Here is a 17,125-nt window from a genome sequence, read left to right on the forward strand (position 1 = left end):
CCTCCCCCCTGGTTACAGTCCGGATACTGTGCGGACACTTCCCCAGCCCGCCGGCGTTCCCGAACGCCGTTCGGCCGATCGGTTCCTGTGGTGGCTCGCCCGGAAGGAGCGCCGCTCACTGCTGTGGGCCGGGACCACCACGGGCGCCTTCATGCTCACCGGCGTGTTCATCTCCGCCGCGCTCGGCGCCGCCCTCGACTCCGGGGTCACCCGCGGCGACCTGAACGCCCTCCTCGGCTGGTTCGGCGTCCTCGGCGCGCTCATCGCGACCGCCGTCGCACTCGTCCCCATCTCCCACCGGGCCGAGTGCTTCAACTGGTACGCGTCCGCCTATCGCACCATCCAGGTGGTCACCAACCACTCCGTGCGCATGGGCCCCACGCTCACCAGGCGTCTGCCCTCCGGCGAGGTGGTGGCCGTGGGCACCGAGGACATCAACCGCGTCGGAGACTTCTACGAGACGGTCGGCCAGCTCCTGGCCGCCTTCGCGACGGTGGCCGCGGTCAGCGCCTTCATGCTCACCTCGCACGTCACCTTCGGCCTCATCGTCCTGGTGTCGGTCCCGCTCATCATGGCGGGGATGGTCCCGCTGCTGAACCTGTTCTCCCGCCGCCAGGAGCACCAGCGCGACCGGCAGGCCGAACTCACCACCCTGGCCACCGACCTGGTCGCGGGCCTGCGCGTGCTCCGGGGCGTGGGCGGCGAGCGCACCGTGGACCACCGCTACCGCACCGCCTCCCAGCGGGTCCGCTCCGCCGCCATGCGCGTGGGCTGGGTGGACGCCGCCCTCAACGCCGTGCGCGAACTCCTCCCGGGCCTGCTCCTGGTCGGCATCGTCTGGTACGGCGCGCGCCTGGCCCTGACCGGGGAGATCAGCGTCGGCCAGCTCGTCGCGTTCTACGGCTACACCGGCACGCTCTCCGCGGCGGTGCGCCACCTGATGCGCTCCCTGTCCATGTACGTCTCGGCCCGGGTGGCCGCAGGGCGCGTGGTGCGCGTGCTGAACCTGGAGCACGACCACCCCGACCCCGAGAACCCGGAGCCGGAACCGACCGGCCCCTGCGACCTGCACGACCCCGGTAGCGGGGTGACCCTCGCCGCGCACCGCACCACCGGCGTGGTCTGCGCCGACCCCTCCGACGCCACCGCCATCGCCGAACGCCTGGGGCGCTACCGGGACGAGGAGGGCGCGCACGCCGCGCTGGTCGAGACGGGCACCGGCCGGACCGTGCGCCTGCGCGACCTGCCCCGGTCCCTGGTGCGCCGCCGCGTCCTGGTGGCCACCAACGACGCGCACCTGTTCTCCGGAACCCTGCGCGGCGAACTGTCCCCGGAGCGGGGGATCTCCGACGAACGCCTGGCCGAGGTCGTGCGCACCGCGCACGCCGACGACGTGGTGCGCCAGTCCGCCGCCGGGCTGGACGCGCTGCTCACCGAGCGCGGCCGCGAGTACTCCGGCGGCCAGCAGCAGCGCCTGCGCCTGGCCCGCGCCCTGGCCCTGGAGCCGGAGATCCTGGTCCTGGTGGAACCCGCCTCCGCCGTGGACGCCCACTCCGAGGCCGCGATCGCCGCCGGGCTGCCCGCCGAGCGGGCGGGGCGCACGACCGGACTGGTCACCACCAGTCCCCTGCTGCTCGACCACACCGACCGCGTGCAGTTCGTCGAGGGGGGCCGCCTCACGGCCGAGGGGACCCACCGCGCCCTCCTCGCCGACTGCCCGGGCTACGCCGCCACCGTCCTGCGCGCCGTTCCCACGGAGGGGAAGCCATGACCCGGGCCGCCGACAACGCCGACACCCTCGGCCCGCCGCGGGCGTCCGAGACGTTCGGAGTGTCCGACACGCCCCGGGTGTCCGGGGCGGCCGAGGCGCCCCGCACGCCTGGAGCGCCCACCGGTCCCGGAGCGTCCGCCGATCCCGCTGAGCACCACGCGGCGGGGCTGCCGATCGCACCGGTCGGGGCCGTGTGGGGGCGGCTGCGCCGGGCCGGGCGCGAGCACGGACGGCTGCTCGCCGTCGTCGTGCTCCTGTACGGGACGGCCGCGCTCATGGCGCTGGCCTCGCCCTGGGTCCTGGGCCTGATCATCGACACCGTGCGCGCGGAGGGGGCGCCGTCCGGGACGTCGGAGCAGGCCGCCTCGCGCGTCGACGTGCTCGCCGGACTCATCGTCGTGGCGCTGGTGCTGCACGCCGGATTCACCCTGGCGTCCGTGGCTGCCTCGATCCGGTTCGGCGAGAACGTGCTGGCCGAACTGCGCGAGGAGTTCGTGCGCGCGGTGCTCCGGCTCCCGATGGGCGTGGTGGAGCGGGCGGGCACGGGCGACCTGGTGGCGCGCACCGGCCGCGACATCGGCCACCTGAGCCACACCGTGCGCGTCTCGGTGCCGGTGATGGCGGTGAGCACGGTGACCCTGGTGGTCGTCACCACGGCGCTCGCCGTCCTGCACCCGCTCCTGCTGCTGGCCTGGCTGCCGTCGGTGCCCGTGCTGTGGGTGTCCACGCGCTGGTACGCCCGCAGGGCCCCGGACGGGTACGTGCGCGAGCTGGGCACCTACTCGGAACTGACCCAGAGTGTGACCGACACAGTGGAGGGCGCGCACACCATCGAGTCGCTGGGACGGCAGGCCCGGCGGATCGCGCTCAACGAGCGGAAGGTGGGCCGGGCCTACGCGGCGGAGCGGTACACGCTGTGGCTGCGCTGCGTCTGGTACCCGCCGCTGGAGTTCGGGTACGTGTTCCCGATCGCGCTGACCTTCCTGGTGGCGGGTCTGCTGCACGCGGACGGCGCGCTGAGCCTGGGCGGGATCGCCACCGCGGTCTTCCTCAGCAGGCAGATGGGGCGGCCCCTGGACCAGCTGCTGGACCAGGTGGACAGCCTGATGATGGGCTTCACGAGCATGCGCAGGCTGCTGGGCGTGGAGCTGGCCGGGGAACCGGACGGGCAGGCGCACTCCGCCGCGGGCGCGGCCGGGACCGCCCGGCCCGGCGAGGTGCGGGTGGAGGACGTGCGCTTCGGCTACACCGACACCGAGGTCCTGCACGGCGTCGACCTGGTGCTGGCGCCCGGCGAACGCCTGGCCGTGGTGGGCCCGAGCGGCGCGGGCAAGTCGACCCTGGGCAAGCTGATCGCGGGCGTGCACCCGCCCACCTCGGGCGGCGTCCGCGTGAGCGGGGCGCCGGTGTCGGGCCTGCCCCCCGAGGAGCGGCGCGCGCGGGCGATCCTGCTGAGCCAGGAGAGCCACATGTTCCGGGGGACGATCGCCGAGAACCTGGCGCTGGCGCTGGACCGGCCCGAGGGCGCGGCCGAGGTGGACGAGGAGCGCCTGTGGGAGGCGCTGGCCGCCGTGGACGCCGAGCCGTGGGTGCGCGCGCTGCCGGAGGGGCTGGGCACGCGGGTGGGGTCGGGCAACGCCTCTCTGGACCCGGCGCACGTGCAGCAGCTGGCCCTGGCCCGCGTGGTGCTGGCCGACCCGGACGTGCTGGTGCTGGACGAGGCCACGTCCCTGATGGATCCGCGTTCGGCCCGCCACCTGGAACGCTCGCTGGCGGGGGTGCTGTCGGGGCGCACGGTGGTGGCCATCGCGCACCGGCTGCACACCGCGCACGACGCCGACCGGATCGCGGTGGTGGAGGACGGCCGGATCAGCGAGCTGGGCAGCCACGACGAGCTGCTGGCCCGCGGCGGCTCCTACGCCGACCTGTGGCGGGCCTGGCACGGCGCGGACTGAGGGACCTCGGGCCGCTGTGCCGCACGCGTCCTCGGGGGTACCGCTGGCGCTGGTCTGGAGGCCTTCTGGGCGGCTGAGGACGCAGCCCGCGGCCTCGGGAGTACCACTGGCCGGAGCCGGAACCCGGCGGGCGCACGCCCCCGGGGCACCGCTGTGCCCGCGCCCCGGTCAGGAAGGCCACTGGTCGGGACCGGGGAACCTGGATGTGTCCAGCTCGACGTCGAAGGGCTCCGGCAACCGGATCTTCGCTCCGAAATCCACGGTCGTGGCGTGGTTGTAGCGGCCGTTGCCGGGCTGCTCGTAGAGGGTGACCGACGGCCCCGCCTCGTCCCAGGCATCGATCAGCAGGTAGAGCGGGACCGGCGCGTGCGCGTAGCCCCACAGCTTCTTCCTGCGGTCGGTGTCCCTGCTGCTCCGGGAGACGATCTCGACCACCAGCTCCGCCTCGTCCGCCGGGCAGGGGGTCCGGGAGGGGTCGAGGAGAACGTGCTCGGACATGACGACCAGATCAGGCATGTACAACTGCTCGACCGCTGGCAACTGAATTCTGAGGACCTGGTAGACACCCCGGTCAACGGGGATGGTGGCGAACAACGACCGGCTCACCCGGGACGCGATGACGTTGTGGGGCATGGACGGGGGCGCCACGAGCCGAATGCTGTCCTCATCGAGGATCTCCGCCCGCCAACCGTCGGGCACGTCCAGCTCCCGCCAGGTGCCCAACAGGTAGTCCCACCGCGACAGCCCCACCGCCGGGGCGGCTTCCGTCATGGCCGGGCTCCTCCAACTCGTGCCTTCATACCGGAAGCGTAGGACTCCGCGCCCGCGTCCGGCCGACGCTTCGCGGAACAATCCCGGCTCGGCACGAGGAAGGGCGCCGCGCCCCACCCCGGAAAAGGCGAAACCGGGCGACCCCCGAAGGGGCCGCCCGGTCGTCGCGGGCGAGGTCGCGTATCCGGACCTCAGACACCTGCGGGCCCGGGGGCCCGAGGTCTCACGGACCTGCTAGAAGTCCATGCCGCCCATGCCACCGGTCGGGTCGCCGGCGGGAGCGGCGGCCTTCTCCGGCTTCTCGGCGATGACGGCCTCGGTGGTCAGGAACAGACCGGCGATGGAAGCCGCGTTCTGCAGAGCCGAGCGGGTGACCTTGGTCGGGTCGATGACGCCGTCCTTGAACAGGTCGGTGTACTCGCCGGTGGCGGCGTTCAGGCCGAACCCGGGCTCCAGGTTCTTGACCTTCTCCGCCACGACGCCGCCCTCGAGGCCGGCGTTGATCGCGATCTGCTTGAGCGGCTCGGCGATGGCGCGACGCACGATGTCGGCGCCGATGGCCTCGTCACCCTCCAGCTCCAGCTTCTCGAAGGCCGGGACGCTGGCCTGGAGCAGGGCGACACCACCGCCGGGCAGGATGCCCTCCTCGACCGCGGCCTTGGCGTTGCGGACGGCGTCCTCGATGCGGTGCTTGCGCTCCTTGAGCTCCACCTCGGTGGCGGCACCGGCCTTGATGACGGCCACGCCGCCGGCCAGGCGGGCGAGACGCTCCTGGAGCTTCTCGCGGTCGTAGTCGGAGTCGGTGCGCTCGATCTCGTTGCGGATCTCGTTCACGCGACCGGCGATCGCGGTGGCGTCACCGGCGCCGTCCACGATGGTGGTCTCGTCCTTGGTGACGACGACCTTGCGGGCGCGGCCGAGCATGTCGAGCTCGGTGCTCTCCAGCTTGAGGCCGACCTCCTCGGTGATGACCTGGCCGCCGGTCAGCACGGCGATGTCGCCGAGCTGGGCCTTGCGGCGGTCACCGAAGCCCGGGGCCTTGACGGCGACGGACTTGAAGGTGCCGCGGATCTTGTTGACGACGAGCGTCTGGAGGGCGCCGCCCTCCAGGTCCTCGGCGATGACGACCAGCGGGCGACCGGCCTGGAGGACCTTCTCGACGACCGGCAGGAACTCGTTGTTGTTCGAGATCTTGGAGTTGACGATGAGGATGTAGGGGTCCTCGAGGACCGTCTCCATGCGCTCCAGGTCGGTGGCGAAGTAGGGCGAGATGTAGCCCTTGTCGAAGCGCATGCCCTCGGCGAGCTCAAGCTCCAGCCCGAAGGTCTGGCCCTCCTCGACCGTGATGACGCCTTCCTTGCCGACCTTGTCCATGGCCTCGGCGATGGTCTCGCCGATCTGGGGGTCGCCGGCGGAGATCGAGGCGGTGGAGGCGATCTGCTCCTTGGTCTCGATGTCCTTGGAGAGGTTGCCGAGCTCCTCGTTGATGCGCGCGACGGCGGACTCGATGCCGCGCTTGAGGCTGATCGGGTTGGCGCCGGCGGCGACGTTGCGCAGGCCCTCGCGAACGAGCGCCTGGGCGAGCACGGTGGCGGTGGTTGTGCCGTCACCCGCGACGTCGTCGGTCTTCTTGGCGACCTCCTTGACCAGCTCGGCCCCGATCTTCTCCCACGGGTCCTCGAGCTCGATCTCCTTGGCGATGGAGACACCGTCGTTGGTGATCGTGGGGGCGCCCCACTTCTTCTCCAGGACGACGTTGCGGCCCTTGGGGCCGAGCGTGACCTTGACGGCGTCAGCGAGCTGGTTCATGCCGCGCTCGAGGCCGCGACGGGCCTCCTCGTCGAACGCGATCAGTTTGGCTGCCATTGAGTTCTTGTCCTCCCGTGACCGGGCTGATACGCGATGGGACGAGGCATGCGCCCGCGACGGACGACCGCGGAACCTCCCGGCAACCCTGCTGCCGGGAGCCGCGATCTCGCAGCCTCGATCCGGTTAGCACTCAGTGAAGGCGAGTGCTAACCAGTTCCCTTTTTAGCACTCGGCCCCGGCGAGTGCAAACGATGTGGTCACGATTTCCCGTCCCGGCATTTCCCCATCTACCTGCACAAACACCGTATGACATGCGGGTTTTCCGCGCTGAGCGGACGGAGCCGCGCACCGGTTCCGACCTCTCCCGGTGCGCGGCTCCGGTCCCACTCCGGCCCCGCTCCGCGGCCCCGGGTCAGGAGCTGAGGCGGCGCATCGCCCGTGACCCCCCGGCCAGCGCGGCGACCGCCAGCACCACCGCCACGGCCCAGCCGAGGGCGACCGAGGCGTCCCACTGCCCGGCGAACAGTGCGCGTTCGGCGTCCACCACGTAGGCCACCGGGTTGGCCCGCGAGAGCGCGTACAGCCACGGCGGCGCCAGTTCCATCGGCAGCAGCACGCCGGACAGCAGCATCAGCGGCATGATCAGCGTCTGCACGATGGGCGCGAACACGTAGGTCTGCTTGACCGCCAGGGCCGCCAGGTAGGACAGCGTGGCCAGCCCGGCGCCCAGGACGGCGAGCAGGAGCAGCCCCACGACGGCGCCCGCCGGCGACGCCTCGAACCCGAGCGGCACCACCAGCACGAGGATGAGCACCATCTGCGCCAGCATCATCACCACGTCGCGCAGGACCCGTCCCAGCAGCAGCGACACCCGGCTCACCGGGGTGGCCAGCAGCCGCTCGTGCGCTCCGGAGGACATCTCCGGCAGCAGCCCGAAACCGGCGAACCCGGCTGCGAACAGGCCGAGCATCACCAGCAGTCCGGGGACGAACCACTGCCACGGGTCCTGCCCCTCGGCACCGGCCAGCCCCGTCAGCAGCGGCGCGAACAGCACCAGGTACAGCACCGGTTGCAGCATGCCGAAGAACAGCATCAGCGGCCGGTGCAGGAACGGCCGCATCTGGCGGGCGAAGACGGTCACGGTGTCGCGTACCAGGCCCGGCCCCCGCACCGCGGTCGCCTCAGCCCTCTGCGCCCCGGCCTTCTCCGCCGGGGTCGCGGTCACCTCGTGGGAACTCATGCCCCCTCCTCCCTCAGGCTGCGTCCGGTCAGGGTCAGGAACACGTCGTCCAGGGTGGGCCGCTGCACTCGGACGGAGAGCAGCGGGACCCCTGCCGCGTCCAGCCCGCGCAGCAGCTCGGGCAGCACGGTGTCCCCGCGTTCCACGCGCAGGCGCACCTCGGCGTCGCGCCCCGCTTCCGCGAGCACCTCCGCGGTTCCGGCGGAGGGCGCCCGTTCGGCGACCTCGGCGGCGGTGCGCGCCCGTTCGGCGTCCGGCACGGTGAGGGTGACCAGGTCACCGGAGACCTTGCCCTTGAGCTCGTCGGCGGTGCCGTCGGCGATGACCCGACCGTGGTCGATGACCAGGACCCGCTCGGCCATGTCGTCGGCCTCGTCGAGGTAGTGGGTGGTGAGCACGACCGTGGTTCCCGTCCGGTCGCGCAGCCGGGTGATGTGCTCCCACAGGTTGGCGCGGCTGTGCGGGTCGAGTCCGGTGGAGGGCTCGTCCAGGAACAGCAGCCCCGGCTCGTGGATGAGCCCCATGGCGATGTCGAGGCGCCTGCGCTGTCCGCTGGAGAGCTTGGTGACCTCCCGGTCGGCGGCGGCGCCCAGCTCCAGCTGGTCCAGGAGCCCGTCGGCGCGGCGGCGCGCGGTGCGCCGGTCGAGCCCGTACAGCAGCCCCTGCGTGTACAGCTCCTCCCGGGCCCGCTGGTCCTCTCCGGCGCCGTGCCCCTGGCCGACGAAGCCGATCCTGCGGCGCACCTCGGCGGGAGCGGTGCGGACGTCGTGCCCCGCGACCACGGCGGTGCCCGAGGTGGGTTCGAGCAGGGTGGTGAGCATGCGCAGCGTGGTCGACTTCCCCGCGCCGTTCGGTCCGAGCAGGGCGACCAGCTCGCCCTCCGCGACGTCGATGTCGACGCCGCGGACGGCCTGGACGACCTCCTTGCCGACCCGGAAGTCCCGAGTCAGCCCACGTGTGTGGATCATCCCTCTCCTTATTAAAACTTGAGTACGAGAGAGAGTGTGCACCACGGGGCGAGATATTCAAAGTTTAATAAGAGTCCGGTCCGCGCCCCCGGGAAGGCGGCCCCGGCGACGGAGGCCCGCACGGGCGGGGAAAGCCGAGGCGGCGGAGCCGACGGGAGCGGACGGGCCGCCGGGTCAGCGGTCGCGGGCGGCCGCCCCCGAGGCCGGGGGCGACCCGAAGGCCCCAGGCCTCGGGGGCAGCCCGAAAGCATCGGGGCCGTCGTCGGCCATGGTGTACTCCCCGGCCCGCAGGGAGGCGACGAGTTCACGCGTCCAGCGGGCCTCGGCCCCGAGCGTGCCCCGCCACAGGCCGAAGAGTTCGCGCACGTGCGCGGGCTCGCCCCAGCCCTCGGAGGGCCGCAGCTCCTCGTCGGTCCTCTCCAGCAGCTCCAGGCGCTGTTCCAGCAGCGCGACGACCTCCGCGCGCGGCAGGGCGGGCATGAGGGTGACCGCGGCGAAGAGCATCGCGGGGTCCCCCCTGTGGGACAGCCCCCGGCGGATGAGGCGGTGGAGTTCGGCCTCGCCCTCCTCGGTGATCGCGTAGGAGACGCGGTCGACCACCTCGTCCCCCTCGGCGACGAACTCGCGCAGCCTGCCCTCCTGGGAGAGCTTGCGCAGGGCGTGGTAGATGGAGCCCCACTTGATGTTGGCCCAGTGCTCGGTGCCCCAGTCCAGGAGCTGACGGCCCACCCGGTACCCGTGGGCCTGCCCCTCCATGCGCACCACACCCAGGACCAACAGCCGCGTCGCCGACATCTCCACCCTCGTTCGACCGGAATCCTCTCCAGCCTACGAGCAGGAACGGGGCGGTTCGGCGGGCCGGGGCCGGGCCACTCGGCATCACAGCTTGCGGAAGTACCGCACGACGGGCAGCGCGGTGTAGCCGGCGCGCTCGTAGGTGGCGCGGGCCGGGGCGTGCCCGTCGTCGCCGCCCGTCTCGACCATGGCCACCGCCGCACCCTGCTCGCGGATCCAGTCGGTGGCGGTCCCGGTCAGCGCCGTCCCCACGCCCCGCCCCTGGTGGTCGGGGTCGACGGCGAGCAGGTGGATTTCCCCCATGTCGTCCTCGGGCAGCATCCTGGCGGTGGCGAAGCCCGCGACCGCTCCGTCGGCCTCGGCGACCCACACGCGCTGGTCCCCGGCGTCGACGCTCCCGGCCACCTCGTCGTACTGGCTGCGCCGCCAGTCCGGGACCAGGGCCGGGTAGACCTCCTCGCCCAGGACCCGGCGCAGCGAGGCGTGCACCGGTTCCCACGCGCGCAGTGCCAGAGCGATGACCGCTTCCCTGTCGGACTCCCGGAACAGCCGGATCTCGATGCCCATACGCCCAGGCTAGGGAGCGGCGGTCACGGGCGCACCGGGTTTTCCGGAGCGCCCTCCCGCGCGGGTCACGGAAGACGGCGAAGGGGCGGCCCGGCGCCCTGTCGCGCCGCGACCGCCCCTCACGGCGGGGCTCAGCAGCCCCCGGCGACCGCCGGGATGATGGAGACCTGGGCGCCGTCGGCGACCTCGGTCTGGAGGCCCTTCTCGAAGCGCACGTCCTCGTCGCCGATGTAGACGTTGACGAAGCGGCGCACCTTGCCGCCGTCGTCCAGGATGCGGGCGCGGATGCCGGGGTAGTTGGCCTCCAGGTCGTCGATGACCTCGGCCAGGGTGGCGCCCTCGGCGGTGACCTCGGAGGCGTCGTTGGTGTAGGTGCGCAGGATGGTGGGCACGCGGACGCTGGCGCTCATGGCGGACTTCCTTCTCGTGGGAGATGACGGGTGGTCGGGGCGGCGGGACACGGGCCGAAGCGGAGCGGAGGCCCCGAAAGGCACTGTTCTAGGCCAGACCGGCGTCGGTGAAGGCGCTCAGCGACGGCTTGATCGTGGCGCTCACCCCGGCGTCGACGGCGTTCAGGGTCTTGAGCCCGTCGCCGGTGTTGAGCACGACCGTCTCGGCCTTCGGGTCGAGCCTGCCCTCGCGGACGAGCTTGCGCAGCACGCCGGTGGTGACGCCGCCCGCGGTCTCGGCGAAGATGCCCTCGGTGCGGGCGAGGAGCTTGATGGAGTCGACGATCTCGTCGTCGCCCACGTGCTCCACCGATCCGCCCGTGCGCTTGGCGATGTCCAGCACGTAGGGCCCGTCGGCCGGGTTGCCGATGGCCAGCGACTTGGCGATGGTGTCGGGCTTGACCGGCTGGATGACGTCGATGCCCTTGTCCCAGGCCTGCGCGACCGGGGAGCAGCCCGTGGCCTGGGCGCCGAAGATCCGGTACGGGCGGTCCTCGACCAGGCCGAGCTTGACCAGTTCCTGGAAGCCCTTGTCGATCTTGGTGAGCTGGGAGCCGGACGCGATCGGGACGACGATCTGCTCGGGCAGGCGCCAGCCGAGCTGTTCGGCGATCTCGTAGGCCAGCGTCTTGGAGCCCTCGCCGTAGTAGGGGCGCAGGTTGACGTTGACGAAGCCCCAGCCCTCGCCCACCGGGTCGCCGATGAGCTCGGAGCAGAAGCGGTTGACGTCGTCGTAGTTGCCGTCGATGGCCACGACCTTGCCGCCGTAGACGGCGGCCATGACGACCTTGGCCTCCTCCAGCCCGGCGGGGATGAACACGCAGGACTCGAACCCGGCGCGCGCGGCGGCGGCGCCGACGGCTCCGGCCAGGTTGCCGGTGGAGGAGCAGGACAGGGTGGTGAACCCGAAGGTGCGGGCGGCCTCGACGGCGATGGCGACCACGCGGTCCTTGAAGGAGTGCGTGGGGTTGCCGGAGTCGTCCTTGACGTGGAGGGAGTCCAGGCCCAGCTCGGCCGCGAGGCGGTCGGCCCGCACCAGCGGGGTCAGGCCGGGGGCCATGTTGGGCAGCTCGGCGACGTTGGCCGGGACGGGCAGGAGGGAGCGGTAGCGCCAGATGCTCTTGGGGCCGCTCTCGATGTCGGCGCGGGTGACGGTCCCGAAGTCGTAGGCGACCTCAAGGGGGCCGAAGCAGAACTCGCAGGCGAACCGGGGGGTGAGTTCGTAGCGCTCGCCGCACTCGCGACAGGAGAGCGCGGTGCCGGGGCCGAAGGAGCGGGCGGCGGTGGGTTCGGTGGCGGCAATCGCCATGGCGAGGCGTCTCCCCTCATCTTTCCTGGCGGACACCTTGTCCCCAGGCCGGAGTTGGCACCTGTCCCAGCCGTCCCGCGGGTTCGCGGGTGTCACATGCTGGAATGGTTGCCGGGGCTTCGCAGGGCCGGTCCCTCCACCCCTCTGGATGAGCAATATGAAGTTTTGCGCTGGTCCTGTCGGATCCGCACCGCAACTGTAACGGAGGTGTCGGCCGGTTTTCCACGCCTGGTGACCCGGGTAACACTAAACGGCTCACATGGTGAGACGGTGCTGGTCCGGACCGGTGGGGCGCGCCCCCGGCGCGGCGGCCGTGTGACGCGCACCCTCGTTGACCCGCGCGGGGTTTGGGGCGGCTGTCGACAGGCGAGACATAAGGTGCGACCCCCTTTCACCACCGCCCCGCCCCGACCGCTTTTCTCCGAGAGGACGACCACGTGGACAAGGCACAGATCCTCATCGCCTCCAACAGAGGACCCGTGTCCTTCTCGACCGCCGACGACGGCTCGCTGGAGCATCGGCGCGGCGGGGGCGGACTGGTGTCGGGAATGATCTCGGTCGCCACCGAGATCGACAGCATCTGGGTGTGCGCCGCCCTGTCCGACGCCGACCGGCGGGCCGCGGCGGAGGCGCCGCAGGCCCGGCTGGACCAGGCCCACGACCTGGACGGCATGCGGGTCCACATGCTGGACATCCCCCGGCAGACCTTCGACGGCGCCTACACCGGGGTGGCCAACTCGACCCTGTGGTTCGTGCAGCACATGCTGTACGACACCCCCAACAAGCCGTCCTTCGGCTCGCACTTCCGGCGGACGTGGGAGGACTACACCGCCTACAACAACGCGTTCGCCGAGGCCCTGGTGGCGGGCGCCGCCGAGGGCGCCCGCGTCGCCGTGCAGGACTACCACCTGGCGCTGGTGCCGCGGATCCTGCGCGCGCGCCGCCCCGACCTGCGCATCGCGCACTTCTCGCACACCCCGTGGGCTCCCCCGGAGTACTTCCGGATGCTGCCCGGGCAGGTCGCGCGCGAGCTGTTGGAGGGCATGCTGGGCGCGGACCGGCTGGGCTTCCTCAGCCCGCGCTGGGCGGAGGCCTTCCTGCGCTGCTGCGAGGAGATCCTGCGCGCGAAGGTCGACTTCGAGCGGCGCACCGTGGAGCACGGCGGCCGGGTGGTCGGGGTGGGCGTGCACGCCCTGGGCGCGGACGAGGAGGGGCTGCGCCAGAGCGCCGCCGACCCGGCCGTGGCCTCGCGCCGGAGCACCCTGCGGGACGCGGTCGGCGACACGCGGCTGATCGTGCGGGTGGACCGCACGGAGCTGTCCAAGAACATCGTGCGGGGCCTGGAGGCCTACCGCGAGCTGCTGACCACCCGCCCGGAGTGGCGGGGGCGGGTGACCCACCTGGCGTTCGCCTACCCGAGCCGGGGCGACGTGCCAGAGTACCGGGAGTACACCGACGCGGTGCTGCGGACCGCCAAGGAGATCAACGAGGAGTTCGCGACCCCGGAGTGGACGCCCCTGATCCTGGAGGTCAACGACGACTACCCGCGTTCGCTGGCCTCGTTCCAGATGGCCGACGTGCTGCTGGTCAACCCGATCCGGGACGGCATGAACCTGGTCGCCAAGGAGGGCCCGGTCCTGTCGGAGCGGGACTCGGTGCTGGTGCTGTCGCACGAGGCGGGGGCGGCCGACGAGCTGGGCGGGCACGCGCTGCTGGTCAACCCCTACGACACCGTGGAGACGGCGGAGGCGCTGCACGAGGCGCTGTCGATGCCCGCCGAGGAGCGGCGCAGGCGCAGGGAGCGACTGGCCGAGGCGGCGGTGGCGCTGCCGCCGCGCCGGTGGTTCCAGGACCAGCTGCGCTCGCTGGGCTGAGTTCGGAGGGCGGGGGCGTGTCCGCCGTCGGGAGACGGTACACGCCCCTCGGCCGCGGCCCGGTCGGCCGGAAACCGGTCAGCCGGCGGTGCCCCTCCCGGCGTCCGCCTCGGCGAGGAGCTGCCGGACGATGTCGTTCTTGGCGTCGGCGTAGTCCTGGATGCGGTCCCAGGTCCGCCCCACCAGCTCGCGCTTGACCGCGGTGTAGCGCTCGCGCGCGTCGGCGTCGGCGATGAGGTGGTCGCGGAAGCGGCGCATGCGCTCGGCCTCCTCGCACCCCCGGCTGAACACGTGCAGGTTGAGGTTGACCTCGGAGCCCTTGAACACCCGGTGCTCGTACCAGTCGGGCTCCCTGATCACCAGGGGGTACCCGGCGGCTTCGAGGTCGGGCAGGTAGGCGGCCTCGTCCGAGGAGTCGGCGACGAGGAGCAGCAGGTCCACGCAGGGTTTGGCGGCGAGGCCGGGCACCGCGGTGGAGCCGACGTGCTCGAAGAGCAGCACGCGGTCGCCGAGGGCGGCGCGGATCCTCCCGTCCTCGCGCCGGAACAGGTAGGGCCACTTGGGGTCGTACTCGGAGAGGCGGACGCGCCCGTTGACGAGGTTGCGGAACTCGGGCGCGATCACGGCCCGCGGCTCGCCCCGTGAGGGCAGAGGAGACGCTTCGAGGGGTGACATTCTCCAAAGCCTTGTCGCCTCGGGTGTCCGCGTCAAGCCCGTCCGGCGTTGCTTACATATGCACGCGCAGACGTGACGTCACAGCCCGTCGGGGGTCCGTGACGTGCGGCGACCACGCACCGTGTCCGGTGTCCGGTGTCCGGTTCCGGCCAGGAGGACCGCACGGCGCGCCCGCCGGGCCCCGGTCGGCGGGCGGAACAGCGCCTAGGGTCTGTTTTTTGAACCGGTCTCAGCTTGTGGGGGGTTGGTTCGGGCGCCCACGGGGTTCTGGAGGTGCCGGAGACGGGTTCCCGTGGGAGAACTGCGCCGTAGGCGTCGTTTGAGGGTGGTGGTGGGCGACGGGTGGGCACGAGCGAACCCGTCGTAGGCGCCGCTGTGCCTGCTACAACCCCATTCCCGTTCTCCGGGCGCCCGGACAAGGAAGACACCGCGCCGCAGGCGTCCGTTGAGGGCGGTAGCCCGTCCCGACGCGCAGCGTCCCCGACGGGCGATGGCGGGCGACGGGTGGGCCGAAGCGGAGCGGAGGTCCAAAGAAAACACTGCCTAGTCGGGGAGCGACACCACCAGCACCAGCGAACCCTCCAGTTCGGGCACTCCCCTCAGGTGTCCGAACCGGCGGTCCCAGGTCCCGTCGGCCAGGTCCCGGGACAGGTGGGCGGTGAACCGCTCGTGCACCGCCTCGTCCACGAAGCTCCACGCCGAGCAGGACAGGCGCGCGCCCACCTCCAGCAGGCCCTCCGGCCGCCCGTAGTAGGCCTCGTTGAACCCGTCGGAGCAGTCCAGTGGCACGGGGACGGGCACGACGCTGGTGGCGCCGCCCAGCCCCGCGGCCAGGTCGGCGATCGCCGGGTAGCGGCGGGCCTCGGTGTCCAGGACCTCGGGCGCGTACTCGTGGAGCCAGAAGTCGCGGACCAGGTCCGGGTCGCAGGTGAGCACGGCCACGGGGCCCGTGGTGACCCGCCGGGCCTCGGCCAGCCCGGCCTCCAGGTCGCGCCACTGGTGGACGCTGAACGTGGTCATGGCGGCGTCGAAGGCCCCGTCGGGGAAGGGGAGGCTCTCGGCGACGGCGTCGACCGCCGCGGGCAGGGCGTCCGGGCGTTTGGCCCGCATGCTGGCGGAGGGTTCCACGGGGGTGACCTCACGGTCCAGGGGCTCGTAGGAACCCGCGCCCGCACCGATGTTGAGGACCGTGCGCGCGTCACCGAGCGCGCGGTGCACGGCGGCCGCGATCCGCGGGTCGGGACGGCGGTGGTCGGTGTAGGTGCGGGCGATGACACCGTAGTCGGCGTCGCCAGCGCTGCCGTCGGCCATGCGCGTCATGTGCTTCTCCGCCCTGTCGTGGGCGCCCCGGGGCGGGGTGCCCGGCGGTGAGGACGCTATCCGCCGGGCGGAGCCGGACGCCAGTGCTTAACGGCCCCGCCCTCGGCGCGGGGGTGTGAGCGGTCCCACACGGGTGGCGCCGTGGACCCGCCGGTTACGGCGCGTCCGGAACCGGAACCGGGGCGCGACAGGGACGTCCGGAACCGGGGCGTCCCGGAGAGGGCGCGGGAACCGGGCCGGGGGCCTCCGGGGCCGAGGCTGCGGAACGCGGGCGCGCGGGAGCAGGGGACGACCCGCCACGGCGGCCTCCGGAAGGGGCGCGCGAAAGCCGGGGAAGCCCCGGAAGGGAAAACCGTCCGTGCCCTCCCCCGAGGGGCGGGCACGGACGGCTCCGGTCGCTCAGTCGCGGCTCAGTTGCCGCGCGTCTTGCGGCGGCGTCCGCCCTTGCGTCGGCGGCTGGCGGGCGCGGCCTCCGCGGCGCGCTCGGCGGCGATCAGCTCGTCCTGCTCGCGGCGCTCGGCCTTCACGCCGTAGGGGTCGGCGTTGGAGCGGCGCACCCACACCACCAGGACGAGCACGCCCAGGACCACGACGGCGCCGACGGTGACGAACCACGCCCACGCGGGCACCAGACCCGACTGCTCGCCCTGTCCGGCCAGGTCCTCGTCGATGAGCGGGATGTCCTGGGCGACGCCGGACGCCTGCTGCTCCGCGCTGGGCAGGTGCAGCGCGGGCAGGCCGTCGGGGCCGGGTTGGGAGCCGTCCACCAGGGCGTCGCGGACCTGGTCGGGCCGCAGCTGCGGGTGCTCCGCGCGCATCAGGGCGGCGGCCCCGGCGACCATCGCCGCGGCGTAGGGGGCCCCGGTCACCTCGGTCTGGCCCGGCTCCGGTCCCGACGTGACCAGGTCGGCGCCGGGGGCGGTCAGCGCGATCATCCCGGCCCCGGGCGCGCCCTCGATGAGGGCTCCGTCCTGGTCGGCCCCCGCGACGCTGAGCACGTTGGGGTCCTCGTCCTCCCCCGCCGGGCCGACGACCAGCGCGCCGTTGTCGGAGGCCTCCTGGGTGGCCTCGGCGAGGTCGGGCCCGGCGGGCTCGGGCAGCAGGATGACCTGGGCGCCCTCCTGGGAGGCGAACCGCACGGCCTCGGCGAGCCGGTCCTGCGTGGGCAGCACGAGCATGGTGGCCTCGGGCGCCACGCCCAGGACGCCGCCGTCGGCGTCCCTGCCGTACCCGTGGGCCGCGACCAGCCCGGCCGCGGCGTTGCCCTGCTCGACGTCGCCGCCGTTCTCACCGAAACGCGTGTCCAGCTGGACGTTGTCGACCAGGTCCGGGTGCCCCTCGTCGACGGAGACGCCCGGAAGCGCGACCGTGGCGCCCTGGCCCTGGTTCTCCTCCCACAGCTGCGGCGCCCCCACGGCCTGGAGTCCCCACTGCTCGGGCCGGTAGTCGGGGATCAGGTCCGCCGCGGCCGGAGCCGAGGTCAGACCGAGGACGGCGGCGGTGGCGGCTGCGAAGACCGCGCTGGCCCCGCCACGGGCGCGGCGTGTGTGTATCCTGTTGCGGCTGTTGCCCCCGAGCACGTCAGGCTCCCTCGAACGATGCGGTCGACGTTCCACGCGGCC

General features: G+C 72.8%; 14 protein-coding genes and 1 riboswitch. Of the genes, 3 read left to right on the plus strand and 11 right to left on the minus strand.

All coding sequences use genetic code 11. From position 1 onward, the window contains the following. The first annotated feature begins 28 nt into the window (after window positions 1–28). Together ACSTA4_RS26125 and ACSTA4_RS26130 are read left to right on the plus strand one after the other, a co-directional pair. Window positions 29–1,771 (plus strand): ABC transporter transmembrane domain-containing protein, encoded by a 1,743-nt coding sequence (locus ACSTA4_RS26125; RefSeq protein ID WP_444961397.1) that lies wholly within the window; start codon window positions 29–31, stop codon window positions 1,769–1,771. After that, a complete protein-coding gene (locus tag ACSTA4_RS26130; protein ID WP_444961398.1) occupies window positions 1,768–3,726 on the plus strand; it encodes an ABC transporter ATP-binding protein in 1,959 nt (652 codons plus the stop codon). Before ACSTA4_RS26125 ends, ACSTA4_RS26130 begins: the two co-directional genes overlap by 4 nt. Window positions 3,727–3,894: 168 nt before the next feature. Here ACSTA4_RS26130 and ACSTA4_RS26135 read toward each other — a convergent pair whose 3' ends face one another. The 8 genes from ACSTA4_RS26135 to thrC all read right to left on the minus strand — a co-directional run bounded on the left by ACSTA4_RS26135 (window position 3,895) and on the right by thrC (window position 11,634). Next, window positions 3,895–4,497, minus strand: a complete 603-nt coding sequence (locus tag ACSTA4_RS26135; protein ID WP_444961399.1) for a Uma2 family endonuclease — start codon at window positions 4,495–4,497, stop codon at window positions 3,895–3,897. Between the two features lie 234 nt (window positions 4,498–4,731). Next, a complete protein-coding gene (gene groL, locus ACSTA4_RS26140) occupies window positions 4,732–6,363 on the minus strand; it encodes a chaperonin GroEL (RefSeq protein ID WP_013155198.1) in 1,632 nt (543 codons plus the stop codon). 355 nt (window positions 6,364–6,718) lie between these two features. After that, window positions 6,719–7,546, minus strand: coding sequence for an ABC transporter permease (locus tag ACSTA4_RS26145; protein ID WP_444961400.1), 828 nt, complete (start codon window positions 7,544–7,546; stop codon window positions 6,719–6,721). Continuing rightward, window positions 7,543–8,514, minus strand: coding sequence for an ATP-binding cassette domain-containing protein (locus ACSTA4_RS26150; protein WP_444961401.1), 972 nt, complete (start codon window positions 8,512–8,514; stop codon window positions 7,543–7,545). The genes ACSTA4_RS26145 and ACSTA4_RS26150 overlap by 4 nt, the downstream gene beginning before the upstream one ends. A 174-nt stretch (window positions 8,515–8,688) precedes the next feature. Then, window positions 8,689–9,309: a PadR family transcriptional regulator gene (locus ACSTA4_RS26155; protein ID WP_444961402.1), complete on the minus strand. Its 621-nt coding sequence runs from the start codon at window positions 9,307–9,309 to the stop codon at window positions 8,689–8,691. Window positions 9,310–9,393: 84 nt separating this feature from the next. Further along, the gene (locus ACSTA4_RS26160) at window positions 9,394–9,876 is read right to left on the minus strand and encodes a GNAT family N-acetyltransferase (RefSeq protein ID WP_444961403.1); all 483 of its coding nucleotides are present in this window, start codon (window positions 9,874–9,876) and stop codon (window positions 9,394–9,396) included. Between the two features lie 131 nt (window positions 9,877–10,007). Beyond that, a complete protein-coding gene (locus tag ACSTA4_RS26165; RefSeq protein WP_212642614.1) occupies window positions 10,008–10,286 on the minus strand; it encodes a ubiquitin-like small modifier protein 1 in 279 nt (92 codons plus the stop codon). Window positions 10,287–10,374: 88 nt separating this feature from the next. After that, window positions 10,375–11,634 (minus strand): threonine synthase, encoded by a 1,260-nt coding sequence (gene thrC / locus ACSTA4_RS26170; protein ID WP_212642613.1) that lies wholly within the window; start codon window positions 11,632–11,634, stop codon window positions 10,375–10,377. Window positions 11,635–11,647: 13 nt separating this feature from the next. Further along, window positions 11,648–11,789: riboswitch (SAM riboswitch) on the minus strand. 282 nt (window positions 11,790–12,071) lie between these two features. Between thrC and ACSTA4_RS26175 the strand changes: the two genes are divergently transcribed. Beyond that, entirely contained in the window at window positions 12,072–13,508 is a 1,437-nt protein-coding gene (locus ACSTA4_RS26175) for an alpha,alpha-trehalose-phosphate synthase (UDP-forming) (protein ID WP_444961404.1), read from the plus strand. A 78-nt stretch (window positions 13,509–13,586) separates the two neighbouring features. On the opposite strand, the gene ACSTA4_RS26180 is transcribed toward ACSTA4_RS26175, so the two are convergent. From ACSTA4_RS26180 to ACSTA4_RS26190, 3 genes are all read right to left on the minus strand, one after another. Continuing rightward, window positions 13,587–14,183, minus strand: a complete 597-nt coding sequence (locus tag ACSTA4_RS26180) for a GrpB family protein (RefSeq protein WP_444961405.1) — start codon at window positions 14,181–14,183, stop codon at window positions 13,587–13,589. A gap of 543 nt (window positions 14,184–14,726) precedes the next feature. Beyond that, complete coding sequence (locus ACSTA4_RS26185; RefSeq protein ID WP_416023651.1) at window positions 14,727–15,503, minus strand: class I SAM-dependent methyltransferase; 777 nt, start codon at window positions 15,501–15,503, stop codon at window positions 14,727–14,729. A gap of 410 nt (window positions 15,504–15,913) precedes the next feature. Beyond that, the gene (locus ACSTA4_RS26190; protein WP_444961406.1) at window positions 15,914–17,083 is read right to left on the minus strand and encodes a S8 family serine peptidase; all 1,170 of its coding nucleotides are present in this window, start codon (window positions 17,081–17,083) and stop codon (window positions 15,914–15,916) included. Window positions 17,084–17,125 lie beyond the last annotated feature (42 nt).

The sequence above is a fragment of the Nocardiopsis sp. M1B1 genome (genome assembly GCF_052466615.1).

Coding starts and splice junctions, on each gene's coding strand:
- ACSTA4_RS26130 (WP_444961398.1), top strand. CDS start 1,768: ATGACCCGGGCCGCCGACAACGCCGACACCCTCGGCCCGCCGCGGGCG.
- ACSTA4_RS26135 (WP_444961399.1), bottom strand. CDS start 4,497: ATGACGGAAGCCGCCCCGGCGGTGGGGCTGTCGCGGTGGGACTACCTG.
- groL (WP_013155198.1), bottom strand. CDS start 6,363: ATGGCAGCCAAACTGATCGCGTTCGACGAGGAGGCCCGTCGCGGCCTC.
- ACSTA4_RS26145 (WP_444961400.1), bottom strand. CDS start 7,546: ATGAGTTCCCACGAGGTGACCGCGACCCCGGCGGAGAAGGCCGGGGCG.
- ACSTA4_RS26150 (WP_444961401.1), bottom strand. CDS start 8,514: ATGATCCACACACGTGGGCTGACTCGGGACTTCCGGGTCGGCAAGGAG.
- ACSTA4_RS26155 (WP_444961402.1), bottom strand. CDS start 9,309: ATGTCGGCGACGCGGCTGTTGGTCCTGGGTGTGGTGCGCATGGAGGGG.
- ACSTA4_RS26160 (WP_444961403.1), bottom strand. CDS start 9,876: ATGGGCATCGAGATCCGGCTGTTCCGGGAGTCCGACAGGGAAGCGGTC.
- ACSTA4_RS26165 (WP_212642614.1), bottom strand. CDS start 10,286: ATGAGCGCCAGCGTCCGCGTGCCCACCATCCTGCGCACCTACACCAAC.
- thrC (WP_212642613.1), bottom strand. CDS start 11,634: ATGGCGATTGCCGCCACCGAACCCACCGCCGCCCGCTCCTTCGGCCCC.
- ACSTA4_RS26180 (WP_444961405.1), bottom strand. CDS start 14,183: ATGTCACCCCTCGAAGCGTCTCCTCTGCCCTCACGGGGCGAGCCGCGG.
- ACSTA4_RS26185 (WP_416023651.1), bottom strand. CDS start 15,503: ATGACGCGCATGGCCGACGGCAGCGCTGGCGACGCCGACTACGGTGTC.